We start from the raw sequence: 19,866 nt of genomic DNA on the forward strand, positions 1-19,866 counted from the left end.
TCTCTACGTAATTGAATTCAAAACCTTAAATCAAGGAGTTGGAGCTAATACCTATAATGTTATTTTTTCTAAAAACAGAAAAAGAATTTTGTTTAAACAATGGAATTCTTCAGGTAATGGAATTTCAAATGCTTTTGGACTTTCAAATAATAATTTATTTGTATTAAATCAGATAAGAGATTCAATAAATTACTATGAATTTAGAAATGAAAAAATCAAATATAAACCTAATTATTCTTCAATGATTAAGATCGATTCCTTAGGGCAACTTTGTGTACGACAAGGTTATAAGTTTTAAAAATAAATTTATACTCTATTGTTTTTCATATTCCACAACAGGGAGTGGATCTATCTATCTGTGTTAAAAAGTAAGTTCAAAAGGAAACTTAATCGATAATAAAATCTTAGAGGAATATGAAGTGTTTTTATATTACACCTACCTCAATGGCGTCTTATCTTTCTGGACAGATAAAAAATTTAGTAGACTTGGGTATTATCAAGACTAAATTTATTAGAGAAGCTGTAAGAAACGGATGGATATTTTTAAGGCAAGGCAAGGGAAGCCATGAAATTTATGAAAAGGAAGGAAAGCAAATTGTAATACCCAATAATGGAGCAAAAGAGATTGGAAAAGGATTAGAACAAAAATTAAGAAAAGAAATGGGACTTTAGTTTCTTTAAAAAGAAGAGAAAATATGAGAACAATCAAAATTATTATCGAAAGAAACGAAGATGGCTTTTGGGGATATGCAGAAAATGAAAAAGCAATTGTTGGCGGAGGTAATACTGTTCAGGAATGTAAACAAGATATATTAGATTGTATTGAAACTCTAAAAGATTTGAATCGAGAAAATAAGCCTGCTTTTCTTGAAAAAGAATTTGAATTGGTTTATAAATTTGATACTGCAAGTCTATTAAATTATTACAAAGGAATATTTACAAATTCTGCGTTAGAACGCATTACAGGTATAAACCAAAAAAAAATACAACATTATGCTTCAGGACATAGAAATCCAAGAGCAGAACAACGTTTAAAAATTGAAAATGCGCTACATACTTTAGGCAAAGAACTTTTATCGGTTGAATTGTAGATTTTTATCTCTGGAATTTGTAACAATTGCTTTGCGAAGTCTCCCGACTTCGTGCCCGCTCCAATAAGCAAAATAAAGGGATATAAACAAAGAGTTTGATAATTGAAATGTTCCCTAGCAATGCGAACGAATTCAGGAGACTTCGCACAGCGCATCACTTTTAAGTATATTTTAGTTTTCTAGAGACTTCGAAGAGCAGGTTTCATAAGGAGTTTTATTTTTTTATAATTTCTTTCATATCCTTTTCGGAATAATCGAAACTATGAATTTTACCATTTCTATGAACTATTTTTATAATGATTTTGTTATAATTAAAAGGTGTATTTATTCTAATTAAAAATTTATAATAAATGCTAACTATTTCTCTTGAATGTATTTTTATATTTTGTAAATCAGTATCTAATAAGTCGCTATTTGTTAATGTATATCGATAGTTGTTCTTTCCAGTTTTGGTTTTAATTTCTTCCTGTTGCATTATTTCAGGTCTATATAAACGACCAATTTCCTGAATTTCATCATCAATTTTTTCAGAACGATGTAAATGCGAGTGATTCGTCTCTTCTATTTTAAAAGAATCAATAATTTTATTCATTCGTTCTGTATATTTCTGTTCTTGCAATGTATTAGTCCAAGACATTATTTGATAATATCTTTTATTACTTTCAATAACTGCGTATCGATAAAAAGCTGGATAACCATCATTAATTCCTGACATAGAAAATACAATTGCATTTGAATGGTTAATTTTCTTCTTTTCGATATTGTATACCTTGAAGTATTTTGATGTTATTTCCTTAAAATGATTTACAACAACCTTGTAATAGCCATCAAGATCTGCAGTTGTATCGTATACTTTGTTATCAACAGCTTTAGTAAAAGCATCTTTTGATTCATCTAATACCATGATATAAAAATCTTGGCTTGTATTTTCGAATTGTATTGATGCAATACTATTTAATTTATTTGTTTGCCCAAGACTTTCGGGAATTAGTAGAGAAAACTTATTTTCAACTGATTTCTTTTCGTATTTTTCATTTTGATTATTTTCATTACAAGAAGAAAGTAATATTAGAAATAGTAAAGAAATTTTTTTTTTCATGAGATGTTTTTTAACATTTTAATGTGGTGTAATATTAGGTTAAAATACAATAAAGACCAATTCTTATTTTGAGTTTTTAGAAAGTAAAATGGTTAATTTCTTAAGGTAGATATTCTAAAATTGTCTAATTCTTTGAAGCTCCGCTTTGCGAACTCTCCTAACTTCGTACCTGTTTCAATAAGTAAATAAAGTAATATAAAGTGAAGCTTTGATAAATTGGAAATGATTATAGCAATGTGTACGAAGTTAGGAGACTTCGCACAGCGCATGATATTTAATAATATTTTCGTTTCGGGATGACATCGAAGAGCGAGGCAGGAAATAGCTCCTAAAAAAATCTAAGAGTTTTCATTTAAGTAAAAGTTTAAAAGAATATAATCACAAAGTTTGTCATTTCGAGCGAAGGGAGAAATCTTCGCAAGTAACTCCGAAACGAGAATCCAATCTTTGTCGAGCTTCTCACGGAGATTTCTCTTTTCGATCGAAATGACATAAAAATGCTTAATCGTTACTAAAAAAACTTTGTGTCTTAGTGTCTTCGTGGCAAAAACAAAAACAAAAAAAGGACGATACTATATCAAGTATCGTCCTTTGAGGTAAATTGTAATTTGCATTCTAAAATTAGATTTCAAAATGCCGCATTAAGCGTACAGCTTTTGGTAATCACTAAAAATGAAGACTAAACACAGGTTATTCGTTTATGATATCGCCTTCTTTAGTTTCTTCGCTGGCAATTTTTACCAGTTTATCTTTCAGGTTTAAGTCACCGAAAATTTCAATTTTGTCATCGATTTCTCTTCCTTTTTTCACGTTTACCCGTGTTGCTTTGTGATTTACAACTTTGATCACAAACATTCCTTCAGCCGAACTTACCAAAGCCGATTTAGGAATTACAAACGTACTGTCTTTTGCATTAAGTGGCAGCAGTACTTCGGCAACCATTCCGGGTAATAAATCACCTTTTGTGTTATGAACGTCCATTTCGACTCTTTCAGAACGAAGTTTTAAATCTAAAGCTCCGGACATTCTTGTAATTGTTGCTTTGAAGGTTTCTGGTAATGATTTTACATTAAAACTCATTTCGTCGCCATTGTGCAAATATCCGGTGTATAATTCCGGAACAGAAACTGCCAAACGCAATTTATCTTGTTGCTGAATCGTCAATAAAGGCAAGTCTGAACCTTTTCCTGCCGGACCAACAAATGTTCCTAAATTTACATTTCTTGCTGCTACAACACCATCAAAAGGAGCACGGATTTCAAGGTAACCTCTCATAATCGACACTTCTTTATGGGCTGCAACTGCTGCCTGATATTGAGCGTAATCTGAGTTTTTCTTTCCGTTTGCCATTTCTAAGTCATTTTTAGAAATCGTTCCTTCGACTTTGCTTGTTTCATACAAGCGGTTGTAGGTGCTTTTGGTAGTCGCATAAATAGCTTCCATAGATTTTAGTCTTGATTCGGCAGCAGCTAGCTGAGAACTGATTTCCGGTGCTTCAAGAACGATCAAAAGTTGACCTTTTTTTACTTTTGTACCAATATCTACTTTTAGCAATTTTACAAAACTACTTACTTTAGCATATAAATCTACTTGTTGAAAACCAGTTAATTCAGCTGGTAAACGCAGTTCTGTACTTAGTTTTTCTTTCTCTAAAGAGATAGTTTCTGTTTTAGGTTCAATTTCTACAGCAGGCGTTTCTTCTTTTTTAGAATTACAGCTGGTTAGAAAAAATACGGCTACAAAAAATAATGCGGTCGATTGTATAATTTTATTTTTCATAAATGTGAAAGTTATTTTATAAAGGTCATTTATGGTATCACCTTTTAATTTATTGGTATTTGTTTTCAACAAATTAGTTTTTAGTGGTGATTTCATTTTTAGGATTTAATGATGAGATATAATGGATGCTTTCTTCGTCTTCAGGATCTAAAGAAACAGATTGTGTTGTTGTTTTTTCTTGTGCCCATGCAAAGATAAGTGGCAGGATTAGCAATACCGCAAATGTCGAAAATAATAATCCACCAATTACAGCTCTTCCTAACGGAGAAACCTGATCACCACCTTCGCCATGACCAATTGCCATTGGCAACATTCCCGCAATCATCGCAACAGAGGTCATGATAATAGGACGAAGACGCAACGCAGCAGCTTCACGGGCAGATTCTAAGGCATTACCATTTCGTTTTCTTAATTGTTCAGCATTTGTGACCAGTAAAACGGCATTTGCAATCGAAACCCCAACCGACATAATAATACCCATATACGATTGTAAGTTAAGCGTCGAACCTGTAATTGTAAGCATCAATAAGGCACCTAAAACTACCGCAGGAACTGTTGTTAAAATCACCAGTGAAACTTTGAACGACTGGAAATTAGCGGCCAACATTAAGAAGATCACAAATATGGCAACCAATAATCCTACTTGCAAACTGCTTAATGTTTCTACCAATACTTTACTCATACCAATTGGGGTAATAAACAAACCACGTGGTAATTCTCCCAATGAATTAATGGTTGCATCTACATCTTTTACTGCCGTTCCTAAATCGGTTTGGCTAATGTTTGCTGTAACGGTAATGTATGGCATTGCCCCTAAATTGTCATTTTCACCACTTACAAATCCCGGTGTAATTTTGGCAACGTCACTTAAAACAGGACGAAGCGAATTTTTTAATACCGGAATTTCTCCAATATCTGTTTTGCTTTTCATTTGGTTTAGCGGTACCTGAACCTGAACCGCGTATGATAATCCGGCTCTTTCATCGACCCAGGTATTTTTCTCGGTATATCTTGACGATGAGGTCGAAGCCACAAGCGAGCGTGATATATCATTCATATCAACACCCAATTCGGCAGCACGAGTTCTGTCAATATCGATATTCATTGCTGGATAATGAATAGGCTGACCAATTTGTACGTCTCTGAAATACGCAATCTTTTTCAGTTTTTCTACAATTTGATTCGCATATAGCTCATTTCGTTTTTTGTCTTTTCCGGCAATACGAACTTCGATTGGGGTAGGAGATCCCTGGCTCAATACTTTATCGGTAAGTTCGATAGGCTCAAAAGATATTTTTACGTCCGGCAATACTTTTTTAAGACGTGCTCTAAAATCGTCTTTAAAGTCATCCATATCTACGTGATACTCTTTTAAACTCACCTGAAATACGGCTTCATGAGAACCTGCCATGAACAAATAAATAGGGTTAATCGAGAATAACGACGGGTGTTGTCCCACATAAACAGAAGAGATTCCGATATGCTCTTTGCCCACCATTTTTTGTAATTCTTTCAGAACTATTATCGCTTTTTCTTCGGTACGTTCTAAACGTGTTCCGTCCGGAGCGCGCATTCTTAACTGGAACTGACTTGAATTTACTTTTGGGAAAACATCTTTTCCAATGAAATTAAGGAACGTGACAGCCAGAAGTGTAATTACAATCAAATAGAGTATAGCAGCTGCTTTTTTATAAGGGAATAAACGATCTAACGTTCTCATAAAACGGACTCTGAAACGCTCAAAAGCGCCAATTTTTCCGTTGTTATTAGTATCTGTTTTCTCTACATACCCTTTTTTCTGCGTGATCAGATCTCTTTCAGATTCCGGAGTGATTCCGCTATCATTAAATTCTGCTTCATCATCACTAATGCCAGGTGCATGATCGTGTTTTTCATGTCCTTTCATCAACCAGTTTGCCATTACAGGCACAAAAGTCTGAGAAAGTAAAAATGAAATAACCATCGAGAATCCAATTGCTAAAGCCAATGGCAAGAACAAAGCTCCCGGAATACCAACCATGGTAAATGCCGGTGCAAAAACCGCCAAAATACAAAGTAAGATCAATAATTTAGGCAAAGCAATTTCCTGACAGGCATCCCAAATCGCGAGCGCCTTGGGTTTTCCCATGTCAAGATGCTGGTGTATATTTTCGATTGTTACGGTACTTTCATCCACCAGGATTCCAATCGCCAATGCCAGTCCGCTTAAAGACATTAAGTTGATCGTTTGTCCAAATAATTTTAGGAATAGAACACCTGAGATAATCGAAATAGGAATCGTTAAAATTACGATCAGAGCCGCACGTTTGTCGCCAAGGAAAAGTAAAACCATTAATCCGGTTAGTACAGCTCCGATAATCCCTTCGGTAATCAAACTTTTTACGGAGTTGATAACATAAACGGACTGGTCAAACTCATACGATAATTTTACGTCTTCGGGTAAAGTACTTTGAATTTTAGGCAATTCGGCTTTTAATTTCTGAACCACATCCCAGGTCGAAGCATCTCCCGCTTTTGCAATACTGATATAAACCGAACGTTTACCGTTTACTAAAGCATAACCAGCCGTAATATCGGCACCATCTTTTACAGTGGCAACGTCTCCAAGAGTTAAGTTTTGAACGCTTCCTTTGAATAACGGAATCTTCTCAAAATCTTTTACTTCTTTAATCGTATTATTGGTTGGTGTAATATAATTTTTATCACCCATTCTCACGTTTCCGGATGGAGCCGTTTGATTGTTTACACGAATCGCTTCAACAATTTGATCCGGTGTCATATTGTGCGAACGCAATAAATCAGGATCTACGTTTACCTCGATAGTTCTTGGGCTTCCGCCAAAAGGTGCCGGAGATAATAAACCCGGAATCGATGTAAACGAGGCACGAACATACACGTTGGCTAAATCCTGCAATTCATTATTAGATCTGATTTTACTACTCAAAACCAATTGACCAATGGGCAGGGAAGAAGCATCAAAACGAATGATAAACGGCGGTTGTGTTCCCGGAGGAAAAGCAGCCTGAATCCTGTTCGAAAGGGAACTTAATTCGGCAGCAGCCTGAGCCATATTCGTGTTTTCGTAATAGGTTAATTTCATGATCATTAACCCCTGAATATTCTTGGTCTCAACTGATTTTACACCATTTGCAAAAGGTAAAATGTTGACATAATTTTTAGCAAAATAAGCTTCCATCTGGTCTGGAGTATAACCTCCAAAAGGATGTGCAATATAGATAACCGGCAGGTTCATTTTAGGCAGGATATCTACCTTAATGTCCTGTATGGCACCAATTCCGAAGAAAAATAGACCCGCAACCAATACTAATATGGAGATGGGTTTGCGGAGTGCAAAACGTATTAAATTCATGATCTATAATTAAAATTCATTTATAAATAAGTCAAAATTGCCGGTAGCAGCTACTTTTAGCAAAAACGATTGCCACACATTATTGTTGACGATATCACGATCGATTTCGGCACGATTTAAAGTGTATAAAGTTTGAGTAATATCTGTCAAATCGGTTAAGCCGTTTTTGTATAAAGTCGATTTTTGCAAATACGCTTTTTTTGCTGCATCGACCTGAATTGGCGCTTCGGCAAAGTTGTCCAGTGTGATTTGTATTTTATCGTCGGCTAGTTTTAATTGCGATTTTAGCTCTCTGTCGGCTTGGTTGTATTCTTCTTGTAAACCTTGCGAAACAAATTTTTGAGCACTTACTTGTTTACTTGTTCTAAACGGAGTAGTCAGGTTCCAGCTTATTCCAATTCCGACCAAATAGTTGGTACGATCCGGATTTACACCATCCCAATAATTTCGGCTAAATGAATTTTGATTCGTAACATAATCGCTATTAAATCCTGAAGCACGCGTTTGCAAAACACCAAAGGCACTCATGGTTGGATAATAAAAACGTTTGTATAATTTTACCTGTTGATTGCTGTAGTCAATCTTCGTTTTATAATATTGAAGTAAAGGATGCAAACTGTCTGAAGCAGCAGTTCCTCTAAGGACTTCTTTCGGGATATCGTTTACAAACAAAGTATCTGTAACAAAATCCTGAGGTGCAACGCCCATCAAATCAACTAGTTTGTTGTTTTGTTCCTTGACGAAGTTTTTGGCGAGATTCAAAGAGATTTTAGCTTTCGAAACTTCGGCTGTTGCCAATGTAGAATCGACTCCGGCCAATAATCCGTTTTTAACTCGTGCAACGGCAGTTTTCTTGAAAACTTCGGCACGGCTTAAATTCTTTTGTTGCGAAATCAATAATCTTTGGCTTGCCAATAAATTTAGATAAGCAGCAGAAATCTTGATTTCCTGTTGAAATTCTTCCTGCTTTAAATCCTTTTCTTTTGCCTGAACATCTACTTTAGCCAAATTGATTTTTTCCTGCGTTTTTCCAAAAGTGAAAAAATCCCAGTTCATATTGACTAAATACAAGGCTCCAAAAGCAGAGTTCCAGTTTTGATCCGGTAATGTTGGTCCGGAAGAAGCAGTTCCTAAACCATTAAAACCATACAAAGCACCGTTTTGCCCGTTGATGGTTCCGTAATCCTGTTGTGCCGATACATTAAGATTTGGCAAATAATCGCGCTTTGATTGTTTAAGACTCTCGCGTGAGGCATTGGTGTAATTGCTTTTTGCTTTGATGGAACCGTAGTTTTCTAAACCTGTTTTTATGGCTTCTTTTAAAGTCAGGTTTTGAGAATAACTACCACAAGCAAAAATCAAGAAAACTAACAAAGTAATTTTTCTGAAGTACATAAAATTAGTGGTATGAAATTATCTAACAAAATTATTTGTCTTTGACTGATATTTGTCATGATAAATGATGTACTGCGATAATAAATGACCAATTGAATTTGTCATTTATTGGAAATAAAAGATAAAAATTTGTGGTTAATTTGTAAACTATTTAAATTTTAAAAATGAATAAAAAATTTGATAACATATTGGATAACAAATGGTGGCAGGAAATTGCCGTTGTTGCCTTTTCATTTACAATCTATACGTTAAAAAATGACTGGATGTTATTTAGTTCTTTCGCTTCTATAGTAATGGGAGTATTTTTCTATTTTATTCTCTACATGCATGCCCAGTTTAACCGTTTCTTTCTTTTACCTATATTATTCAAAACAGAACGTCCTTTAACCTATATATTTTTAACCCTTTTTGGAGTTTTTGTCTTTTCGGTCATTTTATATGAAATTACTAAGTTGGATATGTTTAGCAATTGTCGTTTGTATCAAAACTCGCATCAACGAAGTTATACGTACCAAATGGCAAGTGTTTTAGGAACTTTGGTTTGTATTTTGAGCCCAATTATTGTATTTAAATTTTATAGGATTCACAGAAAAAAAACAGATGAAACGTTGTTGTTTAATGAAATGCAACTGAATTCTTTGAAAGGACAATTGAATCCGCATTTTTTGTTTAATACTTTTAATACGCTTTACGGAATTAGTTTAGAATTTCCGGACAGAACACCTGATCTGATCATGAAAGTGTCGCAATTAATGCGGTATCAGTTAGAGAGTAACAGCAAAAAATGTGTCTCTCTCGAGGACGAGCTGGAGTTTATAAACAGTTATGTACAACTCGAAAAAGAAAGGGTAGGATACCGTTGCGAAATAACATACGATTCGAAAATTGATAACGAAAACGCTTATAAAGTTTCCCCAATGTTGTTGATTGCTTTTATAGAAAATGCTTTTAAACACGGAACCTGTGCAATCGAAAAATGTTTTGTTCGAATTATTATTACGGTCGAAAACGGTTTGTTGCATTTGCATGCAGTAAATTCAATTCCAACGAAAAAAACCGATGTTGTTTCGACCAAAATAGGTCTAAAAAATACAATAGAGCGCTTGAATTTAATTTACGGAAAAGACTACAAATTAAACATTCAGGAGGATAAAAATACTTATATTGTAGATTTAAAATTACAATTGAAAAAGTTTTTAGAATGAGAGAACCCAAAAAATGTATAATTGTAGATGATGAGCCGGCAGCACATTATGTTCTGGCAAACTACATCAAGCAAAATCCGCAATTAGAGTTGGTTTTTCAAGGTTACAATGGTATTGAGGCAATGGATTATCTGCGAGAGAATCCTGTCGATTTGATGTTTTTGGATATTAATATGCCAGAGATTTCAGGAATGGAATTGCTAAAGATTATACCCACACATCCTAAAACAATCCTGACAACGGCTTATTCTGAATATGCGCTGGAAAGTTATGATTATGGAGTAATAGATTATCTTTTAAAGCCAATCTATTTTCCGAGATTCTTAAAAGCAGTCGATCGTTTTTTTGCGACCGAAAGCATAAAGGCAAAAACAGAAGAACCGGTTGTAAATTCTATTAGCATAAAAGTCGATGGTTATTTTATGGATATCGAATTAGACCAACTTTTATTTGCCCAGAGTTTTGGCAATTACGTCAAGTTGCATACAGTAAAAAGAACATATCTGGCGTCGATTACAACGAGTGAATTAGAGAAATGTTTGCCTGAGAAAAATTTTATGCGCATTCATAAATCATACATCGTAGCGCTGGATAAAATAGATACAACAGACAAGGATTTTGTTGTCATAAAAAATGAAAAACTACCGGTAGGAATTACTTATAAAAGAGAATTGTCTGACCGATTAAAAAAATAAATACCCGAAATAAGATTGCTTACTAATTCAATTATTTCAAACGAAAAGCCTGCAAAGATTAATTTCTCGCAGGCTTTTTTAATTACAGTAAGCAAATTTTTTTAACACATAGAAACATAGCTTTTGTTTACTCAAAAAAAGACGTTTCACTTGTTTAAAATACACATAGCTATGTATTAAATATTTTTCACGCATTACAGGAGATAGGCTTTGGTTGTAATTATGCCGGAATTTTTTGTTTCCAGACCGGAAGGTTTACGCCCTTAAAAACAAGCCATAAACTAAGTGATAATTCGGCAATTAAACACGGCATTAACAACGCAATACTCGAAAGTTGCGGGACAAGGATCAAGGCAAAACTATTCGACAAATAACAAATTCCTGCAATTGCCATTAATACGCCAATTGTCTTTGGGAAATAACCTGATTTAAAGATTAGATAACCTTCAAGAAGACACACAAAACCAAAGAAAATTAATCCAATCCCAAAACCAAAATCGTGTAGTTTGATAGACAAATACGATAGAGTATGCAATTGATCCGGAGTAAAAGATTTTAAATATTCAGCATCTCCCAGAAAGAATAATGCAGCCAGAAGATTTAGTTTGTTCGCCACCAGAACGGCAGTCTGTATCAAATTAAACGATAAATTAAGTAGAGCCAATTTCTTGTTTACCGGTTTTAAAAGGTAATAAAGAACGATCATTACGGGCAAATCACAAATTTGCATAATAAGATCAGCTGTGATTCCTATTTTCCATAAAAATGGTGAGTGGGTAATATTGTTTGCTGTGGCAGTTGCATCTCCGGAAACAAATAGTTTATTTCGAACAAAAGTCTCCGCAAAGAATCCGGCAATGATAATAACGAGGTATAATATTCCGGCTATTCGCGCATAAAGTTGTGGTGAATTTTCAAAATTATTGAATTTAAATTTCATCTTTTTGGTTTTTGGTTAAAGGTAAGACGCTCGCTGTGGGGTATTGTTACGCTATTTTTTAACTTTTTTTTAAGATGTGAATAATTTTTTTAAAATTCATCTTTTCTTCATTTTAAAGTAGTAATTTTAATACGTTATTTTAAGAGGATTAATTTAAAAATCAGGATTATGAAAAATGTTCTTTTTGTTATTGCCTTTTTATACAGTGGTTTTTTAATAGGACAAAATGGAGTTTCTCCGGATAAAGTAGTAACACCTCCGGAAAAAGTATTATTTACTTTTCAAAAAGAATATCCCGGCAAAGTGCCTGTCTGGACAGCGAAATATGTTGGTGATGACGATGATGAAATTCGTTATGAAGCCAAATATATCACCGATAAAAAAGCAAAAGCCTTGGCTGTTTATGACAATTTGGGTGTGCTTAAAGCCTACGAATTGCAGATTCCGTTAAGCCAGTTACCACAAAAGGCACAAGCATACCTGAAAAAAAATTATCCTGCAAACGCTGTTAAAGAAATTGCTATTGTGGTAGACGATGCAAACAAAACAACCTATGAAGTGGGAATACAAAAAGATACAAAATTTTATGATGTTGTATTTGATAAAAACGGAGGTTTTGATGTGATCGTCGAAAAAGATTAAAAAATAGAATACTTACTAAATTTAATATATTAAAAATGACAAACCCGACAGATGAAAATCTGCCGGGTTTTGTTTTATATCAATAACCAAACCTAACAGGTTTTAAAAATCGGTTAGGTTTAATTTTTAATGCAGGTTACAACATCATTCCGCCGGAAACCTCAATACGTTGAGCATTTATCCATCTTGCTTCTTCGGTACATAAAAAAGCAACCACACCACCAATATCATCCGGTAAACCAACTCTTCCTAAAGCAGTTGCCGATGCTATTTGTTGATTCATTTGCTCATTATCACGAACAACTCCACCACCAAAATCAGTTTCGATAGCTCCCGGAGCCACAACATTTACTTTGATTTTTCTTTGTCCTAATTCTTTTGCCTGATATTTTGTAAGCGTTTCAATTGCTCCTTTCATAGCGGCATAAGCAGCATAACCCGGAAATGAAAAACGTGCCAAACCAGTTGAAATATTTACGATTCCGCCACCGTCATTGATATTATTCAAAGCTTTCTGAGTTAAGAAAAACGGTCCTTTAAACTGAATATTTGTCAATTGATCAAATTCAGCTTCCGTTGTTCCGGCAAATGAATTGTGAATTCCGATTCCGGCATTATTGACCAAAAAATCGAATTTATCTGTTTGAAAAGTGTTTTTTAAAGCTGCGGTAACAGTAGCAAAAAAAGCATCAAAAGTGCCTGAATCAGCCACATTCAATTGTAATGCAGTTGCATTTTGTCCTAAACTTTCGATTTCTTTTACAACAGCATCAGCTTCGTCTTTTTTGCTGTTGTAAGTAATGATAACGTCAATTCCTTTTTTTGCAATCGCAATTGCCATATTTTTTCCTAAACCTCTGCTACCACCTGTAACAAGAGCTATTTTTGTATTTACTGCCATTTTTTTTAATTGTTAATTGTTGATTGTGAATTGTTGTAACTCCTAATTATTATGTATATAAAAGGATTAAACAGATTAAAAAAATCTGTTCGATCTGCTCCATCTGCGAGAAAAATTAAACACATAGAAACATAGATTTTATAGTTTTAAAAAGAAAACAAAAAAGAAATACGTTTCTTTCGCAAAGTCACTATGTGTATTTTGAATAAATCAAATGCCTTTTTTAGCGTTTACAAAAGCTATGTTTCTATGTGTTAAAATTTTTATATGCTTTACTATAATTATAAATTAGAATGTAATGCGTTAAAAGAAGCTTTTAATTCCGGTACACTTGCATCTATTCTTGTTGCACTGGTTCCAAAAGTAAGTTCGTCTTTTCCGTCTTTTAATTGTTCAAAAATAGATTCGATAAAATCGCTTACGCTTGGATGTGCATCATGCAAACCAACACCGCCAAGATCTGTGTTTAAGGCTGGTGGAATAATTTCGATTACTTCAATATTTTTTGCTTTCAGGATATGACGAAGAGAAATGGTAAATGAGCGAAAAAATGCTTTAGTAGCAGAGTAAACCGGAACTTTTGCAAAAGGCGAAAATGCCAATCCAGACGTTACATTCAGTACAGTTGTAAGCGATTTTAACCCAATAAAAAGGGAAGTTAAATGTAGAGGAGCTTCGATATTTGTAGCAAGTTCTGTTTTGGCACTTTCGAAGAAATTAGCATCTGTAACCGAAACCCAATTTTGAATTCCTGCATTGTTTATCAATACATTTAAATCACTATGATTTTCTGCGACCCATTCGTAAAGTGCTGCACGATCAGCTTCGATAGCCAGGTCACATACTTTTGTAATTACGGCTGGGAACTTTGCTTTAACTTCATTTAAAACAGATTCACGTCTTCCGCAAATAATTACGGTATTGTTTTCCTGAATAAATCTTTCTGTTAGTCCAAGCCCAATACCGCTTGCACCACCTGTTATTAGAATTTTGTTGTTTGATAAGTTCATCTTTTTCGATCTTTTAAATTGATGAGACAAAGGTAGGAGCGAAGTAAGGTTGGGAAATTGTAAATATCAAACCGATGTTTGCAAAATTCAAATCAGAGAGGAAATTAAATTCCAAATTACAATTCTCATTTTATGTCTTCCTGAGCGAAGTCGAAGGATAAGTACTGTAAAACGTTCTATACAGATTTAACATGAGATCCTTCGACTTCGCTCAGGAGGACAAGCCTTGAGGTTACTGTTCTGCAACAATCTACAATCAAAAATCTACAATCAACAATCTAAAATCTACAATCTAAAATCTACAATCTAAAAGCCAAAGGAGTAAAAGAAGTTTGTTTTTTAAAGAAATTAGAAAAATGCGCCAGTTCTTCAAAACCTAGAGAAAAAGCAATTTCAGAGATATTCCAATCGGTTTGTTTAAGCAAAATCTTAGCTTCGTTTGTCAATCTGCTGCTGATTAATTCAGTAGTTGTTTTTCCGGTATTCTCTTTTAAAACTTTATTGAGATGATTGACGTGAATAGATAATCTCTCGGCAAAATCTTTGGCAGTTCTTAATTCTAAGCGTTGATTTGGTGATTCGATTGGGAATTGTCTTTCCAGCAATTCGGCAAATAAAGAAGAAACTCTTGTAGCAGAATTATGCTTGGAATATAAAGCCGTTATAGGTTGTAATTTTTGGCCAAAATGAATTAATTCTGCGACATAATTACGGATTAAATCATATTTGTAAGTGTAGTCAGAGTTTATCTCTTTTTGTATTTTATTGAAAATCAATTCAACTTCTGCAACTTCTTCATCAGTAAGTTGAAAAATGGGATATCCATCCGAAGCAAAAATAGGAAGTTCGTCTAAATCAATTCCACTTTTATTTTTCGATAAAAACTCACTCGTGAAAACGCAAAATTGTCCGGACTGATTGGTGTCTTGCGGCAGGTAATTATAAGGTATTTTTGGGGTAGCAAATAGAAGTCCCTGTTTTTCGATTTCGATAATTTTATCAGCGTACTCAGCTCGGTTGTTACCCTTTATCAGGCTAATTTTATAGTAAGCACGGCGATCATAAGGCATACTGGGTTTTTCTTTTAGCCTTTCGTAAAGCTCTTTAATATCAAAAACATTAAAGTGCCCAATCTCTTTTTTGATATCGTTGGGTAATAAAGAATTTGGTTCAACTGTTGTACCTTCGGTAATATCCTGATAAAATGAATCCAGTGATTTCATACTTGCTTTGAATTGTAAAATTCAAATATACGAAAATTAATAAAATGTTATTTTATTTTACAGTTTCAGATATTTAGTTTTTTCCTTTTAGATACAATCGATGCTCAATTTCTGATTTCAATAATCCGCTGCCGCCACCAAAATGTTCAATTACTTCGACTTCCGGTTGGTGTTTTAGGCAAAAAGAGGTAAAATCTTTCTCGATATGATCTTCGATTCCGGAACTCAAAAGCACGATATCGATCTTGTTGTTTAAAAAATATTCCTGAGCTAATTTTTCGTCGTTAAAACTTATGGCGTTCCAATTTTCATAGGCATTTACCAATCGAAGTAAAATGGCAAGAATTGGTTCGTTTTTCCCGAGTAATAAGAATTCGTATGTTTTCATAATCTGTATTTTTTTGAAAAAAAACGATCTAAATGTTTAGTGGCTAAGATACTAATTTGCATCGTTTTATTAAGGTATGGACAACCAGTGTACTTTACGCAACAAAGATATTCGTTATTACAGTACTACAACTTAATCTAGGTTAAGAATAAAGAAGTACCTTACTCAGAAGTTAAGTCTGGTAGAATCCTGGATACGTAGTGTCTTATTAATTTTATAAAAAGATACAAACTAAAAAAATATCAGAACCTCAGATACTAAGCATCTTAGTACCTTAAAAAAAACCTTTCGAAAAAATATCTTGATTGAATGAGGAAAGACGTAATGTTTTCTCTAAAGTAGCACGTAGCTTTGTGCTATAGAAATCGATGTAGATGCTGTTTTTGCCTTTTTAAACAGCATTTTGATTTCATTGGTTAACTGTTTTTGGAGAAACATTTTTTAAAATGAAAATTTGACCTGTTCACTTAATAGTGAATATCTTTGTATAAATTTGCAAGCATACAAAAAGTCTCATTTTTATCGGGTTTTTAGATTCGTTTACTTCGGTAATAAAATCTAAAAACCCTTTTTTATTTAGCTGAAAAATAAAATTCCAGTAATCCAGAAGTGGATAAAATCCCAATTGATTTTGAATTTTTGAGGAGAGAATCCGTAGAAATTTTTAAAAGCAGCCGAAAAATGGGATACATCTTTATACCCGCATTTGTAGGCTACATCGCTCACAGTCGAAGCTTTGCTCTGGAAAAGTTCTTTTGCATGTTCCATTCTAAGCTTAATGATATAACTTTTTACAGTCGTTCCAAAACAAGCCTTAAAACCTTTTTTTAGTTTAAATTCATTTAAAGATACCAGCCTTGAAAGCTCTGCTAATGTTGGTGCATGAACATAATCTTTGTCTAGTATATCCTTTGCTTGCTGCAATTTATTATAATCATCTTCGTCAATTTGGTCTTTTTGTATGGGTATCGTAATGATGGTTTCGAGTTGATGAATGAGTAGTTCTTTAATTTTGGTTTCGACATACATTTTCTTTAAAGCGCCTTGTCGATTGCAATTTTTAATTTCGTGAATTACCCATTGTATTGCTGGCGTAAAAGGAAGATATTTGGACGTTATGTAACTCGACTTTTTATGCAAAATATTGTTTGAGAACTTTTTATGAAGCTCCCAGTCTTCATTTATAATTTGATAATAAAAGTCTGGCGATAAAATAATAGACAAATAATTTACGGGCTCGAAAGCCGGTATTTTATAAGTTGCTTTGTATTTTGTAGCATAAAATATGTTGTGCGTGTTTTTTTTCGAATAGGTATCAGATTCTAACTGATCAATATGGGTTTCGACATTATTACAACAAATAAAATTCATAACCACACATTCTTCATCAATCTCAAATACAAGAGTTTGCGGACTCGAAAAACACATTTGAGTATCTAATAAAACCATTCCTTCGGTAATTAAATGATGACTTTTAATTTCTTCTGAATCATTATTTTTTATGTTGACATTTTCTTCTGTCAAATGGTTTTTAGGACAACATGTATCGCCAATTTCAATTTGTACAATTGAAGTTTCGTTCGTTAAAATTTTAGATCTGATTTTCAAAATATAATCCGTTTTTACAAAATAATAATCCGTTTTTCCCTATCTTTTTTGAAGTTGTTGATGGTACTTTTGCGGCAAAGTTATTTATAATTAGTCTAATTAAAGATATGACAACTCACAAATTTTTATTTTTTAGTATATTTTTTCTCTTTTCATTGGTCTCATTTTCCCAGCAAAATCAAGGGGTTTCTGTTATTGGACAGGTTATCGAAAATTCAGGACAAACAATTCCTTATGCATCAATTGTAATAGAAAAAACTGACTTAAGCAGTATTGCAGATGAAAACGGCAAGTTTATTTTTAAAAATATTACACCGGGAAAACATGTTCTGAAAATTACTGCAATTGGGTTTTCAACTCAAAAAAAACACATCGAAGTTTCCGGTGATAAAGACATCAATTTTTCGATTCAGCTAGAAAGCGAATTGAATGAATTAGAATCTGTAACAGTTTTGGGACGTTCTCAAACTGATAAAGTCAATAAGCAATCTTACAGCGTAACGGCTATTGATGCCAAAAAGCTGCACAATTCGACTCTTGATTTATCGCATGCGCTGGACAGGGTTTCTGGTGTTCGTGTTCGGGAAGCGGGCGGAGTAGGTTCAAGATCAGAACTTTCGATCAATGGTTTTCAGGGAAATCAGGTAAAAGTTTTTATTGATGGTGTACCTATGGATAATTTTGGGTCATCGTTTCAAATGAATAATATTCCAATTAATCTGGCTGATCGTGTAGAGGTTTACAAAGGTGTTGTGCCCATTTGGCTGGGTGGTGATGCCTTGGGAGGTGCAGTAAATATTGTAACAAACAGTAAACCCAGAACATATCTTGATGCATCGTACTCTTTTGGCTCTTTTAATACACATCGAAGCAGTTTAAATGCAGGTTATACCTCTAAAAGTGGTTTTACAGCAGAAATTAATGCTTTTCAGAATTATTCAGATAATAATTATTGGGTAAATGTAGATGTAGCCGATTTAAATACGGGAGCCTATTTTCCTGATCAGCGCGTTCGACGATTTCATGATAAATACCGTAACGAAACAGTGATTTTGAACGTAGGTCTAACGGGAAAAAAATATGCCGATAAGTTATTATTTGGCTTTACTGCCGGAGAAAATAAGGCAGATATTCAAACCGGGGCCAGAATGGTAAGCGTATTTGGACAGGTATATCGAAAAGGAAATATTTTAATGCCTACTCTAAAATATCAGGTAAAAGATTTATTTACCAAAGGACTGAATTTTAATCTAACCGGAAATTACAACTTTGGAGAAGAACAAAATGTAGATACCGTTTTTAGACGATACAACTGGTTTGGTGATTATAAAGAATATGCCGGTTTAGGCGGAGAAAGAAGCAGGACCCTGCGTAAGTTCAGGAATAATAATGGTGTTGCAACTGCAAATGCTACGTATGCTTTGGGCGAGAGACATTCGTTTATGCTTAATACTACTTTTACAACTTTTGATCGTAAAGAAAGTGACGAATTAGTTCCCGAATCTTTAGTTTATCAACAACCCAAAAAAACGCAAAAGAACGTTTTAGGATTGGGCTATAAGTTTGATTTTAATCAAAAATGGAGTACTTCAATATTCTTAAAAGACTATTCCCTGAAAACAACTTACTCCAGAAGTTATAATCCGTCCGGAAACACAGGAGATGTTGCCTATCAACAATATGTCGATCATACTGCTGTAACAGGTTATGGCGCGGCGACGAGTTACTATTTAAGACATAATTTGCAACTAAAAGCATCTTTCGAAAAAAGTTACAGATTGCCTACTCCCGAAGAAATTTTTGGAAATGTAAACGATAATCTGGAAGGAAACCTTGGCTTAAAGCCGGAAACAAGTAACAATTTTAATATTGGTGCGAGTTATCAAACCAACTTTAATAAAGTAAATGCTTTATCGTTTGATGTGAATCTTTTGCATAGAAACGCCACAGACTTTATTCGTCCAACACTCAATAACAACCAAACCATGACTACAAATGTCAATCAGGGCAAGGTTACTAATTATGGTATCGATGGAGAGATTCGATATTCGTATCGTAGTCGCTTTACGGCAGGAGTAAATACAACGTATCAAAATATTCGAAACAAGACCGAATATGAACCGAATCAAAATTATGTATCTCCTTTTTATAAAGACAGAATTCCTAACATGCCTTTTCTTTTTGGAAATGCTGATGCGACTGTATTTTTTAATGATCTTATCAAAAAAGGGAATAATCTATCTGTGGGGTACAACCTGCTTTATGTACAGACCTATTATTTATCATGGCCAAGTATGGGAAGCAAGGATAGCAAATTAGAAATTCCGCAACAATATAGTCATGATCTAAATGCTGTTTATACAATTGCAAACGGAAAATACAATATCGCTTTAGAATGCAAAAATCTATTGGACAATAAACTTTATGATAATTTTTCGTTGCAAAAACCAAGTAGGGCTTTTTATATAAAATTCAGGTATTTTTTTACCAAATCAAGCAAATAATTAATAATTCAAACCA

General features: G+C 33.9%; 17 protein-coding genes. 7 read left to right on the forward strand and 10 right to left on the reverse strand.

Annotated elements, in window-relative coordinates:
- The 3 genes from B0A64_RS25065 to B0A64_RS02685 form a co-directional block, all read left to right on the forward strand.
- The coding region (locus B0A64_RS25065) for a hypothetical protein (protein ID WP_165769746.1) at positions 1 to 298 on the forward strand (298 nt) is incomplete at its 5' end.
- Positions 299 to 444: 146 nt separating this feature from the next.
- Positions 445 to 672 carry a type II toxin-antitoxin system HicA family toxin gene (locus B0A64_RS02680; protein WP_165769747.1) on the forward strand — a complete coding sequence of 76 codons (228 nt, stop codon included), beginning with the start codon at positions 445 to 447 and terminating at the stop codon, positions 670 to 672.
- Between the two features lie 23 nt (positions 673 to 695).
- Entirely contained in the window at positions 696 to 1,091 is a 396-nt protein-coding gene (locus B0A64_RS02685) for a HicB family protein (RefSeq protein WP_089478005.1), read from the forward strand.
- Between the two features lie 214 nt (positions 1,092 to 1,305).
- On the opposite strand, the gene B0A64_RS02690 is transcribed toward B0A64_RS02685, so the two are convergent.
- The 4 genes from B0A64_RS02690 to B0A64_RS02705 all read right to left on the reverse strand — a co-directional run bounded on the left by B0A64_RS02690 (position 1,306) and on the right by B0A64_RS02705 (position 8,734).
- Positions 1,306 to 2,190 (reverse strand): hypothetical protein, encoded by an 885-nt coding sequence (locus B0A64_RS02690; protein WP_089478006.1) that lies wholly within the window; start codon positions 2,188 to 2,190, stop codon positions 1,306 to 1,308.
- A 690-nt stretch (positions 2,191 to 2,880) separates the two neighbouring features.
- The gene (locus tag B0A64_RS02695) at positions 2,881 to 4,065 is read right to left on the reverse strand and encodes an efflux RND transporter periplasmic adaptor subunit (protein WP_244285333.1); all 1,185 of its coding nucleotides are present in this window, start codon (positions 4,063 to 4,065) and stop codon (positions 2,881 to 2,883) included.
- Positions 4,043 to 7,339, reverse strand: a complete 3,297-nt coding sequence (locus B0A64_RS02700; RefSeq protein ID WP_089478007.1) for an efflux RND transporter permease subunit — start codon at positions 7,337 to 7,339, stop codon at positions 4,043 to 4,045. The genes B0A64_RS02695 and B0A64_RS02700 overlap by 23 nt, the downstream gene beginning before the upstream one ends.
- 9 nt (positions 7,340 to 7,348) lie before the next feature.
- Positions 7,349 to 8,734 carry a TolC family protein gene (locus B0A64_RS02705; RefSeq protein ID WP_089478008.1) on the reverse strand — a complete coding sequence of 462 codons (1,386 nt, stop codon included), beginning with the start codon at positions 8,732 to 8,734 and terminating at the stop codon, positions 7,349 to 7,351.
- Positions 8,735 to 8,898: 164 nt separating this feature from the next.
- On the opposite strand from B0A64_RS02705, the gene B0A64_RS02710 reads away from it, so the two are divergent.
- The gene (locus B0A64_RS02710; RefSeq protein WP_089478009.1) at positions 8,899 to 9,939 is read left to right on the forward strand and encodes a sensor histidine kinase; all 1,041 of its coding nucleotides are present in this window, start codon (positions 8,899 to 8,901) and stop codon (positions 9,937 to 9,939) included.
- Positions 9,936 to 10,634, forward strand: a complete 699-nt coding sequence (locus B0A64_RS02715; RefSeq protein ID WP_089478010.1) for a LytR/AlgR family response regulator transcription factor — start codon at positions 9,936 to 9,938, stop codon at positions 10,632 to 10,634. Before B0A64_RS02710 ends, B0A64_RS02715 begins: the two co-directional genes overlap by 4 nt.
- A gap of 220 nt (positions 10,635 to 10,854) precedes the next feature.
- Here the strand turns inward: B0A64_RS02715 and B0A64_RS02720 are convergent, their stop codons facing one another.
- Positions 10,855 to 11,574, reverse strand: a complete 720-nt coding sequence (locus B0A64_RS02720) for a DUF4386 domain-containing protein (RefSeq protein ID WP_089478011.1) — start codon at positions 11,572 to 11,574, stop codon at positions 10,855 to 10,857.
- A 168-nt stretch (positions 11,575 to 11,742) separates the two neighbouring features.
- Here B0A64_RS02720 and B0A64_RS02725 point away from each other — a divergent pair, with 168 nt between their 5' ends.
- Entirely contained in the window at positions 11,743 to 12,216 is a 474-nt protein-coding gene (locus B0A64_RS02725) for a hypothetical protein (protein ID WP_089478012.1), read from the forward strand.
- A gap of 136 nt (positions 12,217 to 12,352) precedes the next feature.
- Here B0A64_RS02725 and B0A64_RS02730 read toward each other — a convergent pair whose 3' ends face one another.
- From B0A64_RS02730 to B0A64_RS02750, 5 genes are all read right to left on the reverse strand, one after another.
- Complete coding sequence (locus tag B0A64_RS02730) at positions 12,353 to 13,117, reverse strand: SDR family NAD(P)-dependent oxidoreductase (protein WP_089478013.1); 765 nt, start codon at positions 13,115 to 13,117, stop codon at positions 12,353 to 12,355.
- 281 nt (positions 13,118 to 13,398) lie between these two features.
- Positions 13,399 to 14,127, reverse strand: coding sequence for an SDR family oxidoreductase (locus B0A64_RS02735; protein ID WP_089478014.1), 729 nt, complete (start codon positions 14,125 to 14,127; stop codon positions 13,399 to 13,401).
- A 299-nt stretch (positions 14,128 to 14,426) separates the two neighbouring features.
- Positions 14,427 to 15,350, reverse strand: a complete 924-nt coding sequence (locus B0A64_RS02740) for a helix-turn-helix domain-containing protein (protein ID WP_089478015.1) — start codon at positions 15,348 to 15,350, stop codon at positions 14,427 to 14,429.
- 73 nt (positions 15,351 to 15,423) lie between these two features.
- Entirely contained in the window at positions 15,424 to 15,738 is a 315-nt protein-coding gene (locus B0A64_RS02745) for a hypothetical protein (RefSeq protein ID WP_089478016.1), read from the reverse strand.
- Between the two features lie 576 nt (positions 15,739 to 16,314).
- The gene (locus B0A64_RS02750) at positions 16,315 to 17,346 is read right to left on the reverse strand and encodes a helix-turn-helix domain-containing protein (RefSeq protein WP_089478017.1); all 1,032 of its coding nucleotides are present in this window, start codon (positions 17,344 to 17,346) and stop codon (positions 16,315 to 16,317) included.
- A 107-nt stretch (positions 17,347 to 17,453) separates the two neighbouring features.
- On the opposite strand from B0A64_RS02750, the gene B0A64_RS02755 reads away from it, so the two are divergent.
- Positions 17,454 to 19,850: a TonB-dependent receptor gene (locus B0A64_RS02755; protein WP_089478018.1), complete on the forward strand. Its 2,397-nt coding sequence runs from the start codon at positions 17,454 to 17,456 to the stop codon at positions 19,848 to 19,850.
- The last annotated feature ends 16 nt before the right edge of the window (positions 19,851 to 19,866 follow it).

The organism is Flavobacterium araucananum (genome assembly GCF_002222055.1).
In the GTDB taxonomy this organism is placed as follows: domain Bacteria; phylum Bacteroidota; class Bacteroidia; order Flavobacteriales; family Flavobacteriaceae; genus Flavobacterium; species Flavobacterium araucananum.

Excerpts from the sequence above, each read along its gene's own strand:
- B0A64_RS02680 (WP_165769747.1), top strand. The coding sequence starts at position 445 with ATGGCGTCTTATCTTTCTGGACAGATAAAAAATTTAGTAGACTTGGGT.
- B0A64_RS02685 (WP_089478005.1), top strand. The coding sequence starts at position 696 with ATGAGAACAATCAAAATTATTATCGAAAGAAACGAAGATGGCTTTTGG.
- B0A64_RS02690 (WP_089478006.1), bottom strand. The coding sequence starts at position 2,190 with ATGAAAAAAAAAATTTCTTTACTATTTCTAATATTACTTTCTTCTTGT.
- B0A64_RS02695 (WP_244285333.1), bottom strand. The coding sequence starts at position 4,065 with ATGAAATCACCACTAAAAACTAATTTGTTGAAAACAAATACCAATAAA.
- B0A64_RS02700 (WP_089478007.1), bottom strand. The coding sequence starts at position 7,339 with ATGAATTTAATACGTTTTGCACTCCGCAAACCCATCTCCATATTAGTA.
- B0A64_RS02705 (WP_089478008.1), bottom strand. The coding sequence starts at position 8,734 with ATGTACTTCAGAAAAATTACTTTGTTAGTTTTCTTGATTTTTGCTTGT.
- B0A64_RS02710 (WP_089478009.1), top strand. The coding sequence starts at position 8,899 with ATGAATAAAAAATTTGATAACATATTGGATAACAAATGGTGGCAGGAA.
- B0A64_RS02715 (WP_089478010.1), top strand. The coding sequence starts at position 9,936 with ATGAGAGAACCCAAAAAATGTATAATTGTAGATGATGAGCCGGCAGCA.
- B0A64_RS02720 (WP_089478011.1), bottom strand. The coding sequence starts at position 11,574 with ATGAAATTTAAATTCAATAATTTTGAAAATTCACCACAACTTTATGCG.
- B0A64_RS02725 (WP_089478012.1), top strand. The coding sequence starts at position 11,743 with ATGAAAAATGTTCTTTTTGTTATTGCCTTTTTATACAGTGGTTTTTTA.
- B0A64_RS02730 (WP_089478013.1), bottom strand. The coding sequence starts at position 13,117 with ATGGCAGTAAATACAAAAATAGCTCTTGTTACAGGTGGTAGCAGAGGT.
- B0A64_RS02735 (WP_089478014.1), bottom strand. The coding sequence starts at position 14,127 with ATGAACTTATCAAACAACAAAATTCTAATAACAGGTGGTGCAAGCGGT.
- B0A64_RS02740 (WP_089478015.1), bottom strand. The coding sequence starts at position 15,350 with ATGAAATCACTGGATTCATTTTATCAGGATATTACCGAAGGTACAACA.
- B0A64_RS02745 (WP_089478016.1), bottom strand. The coding sequence starts at position 15,738 with ATGAAAACATACGAATTCTTATTACTCGGGAAAAACGAACCAATTCTT.
- B0A64_RS02755 (WP_089478018.1), top strand. The coding sequence starts at position 17,454 with ATGACAACTCACAAATTTTTATTTTTTAGTATATTTTTTCTCTTTTCA.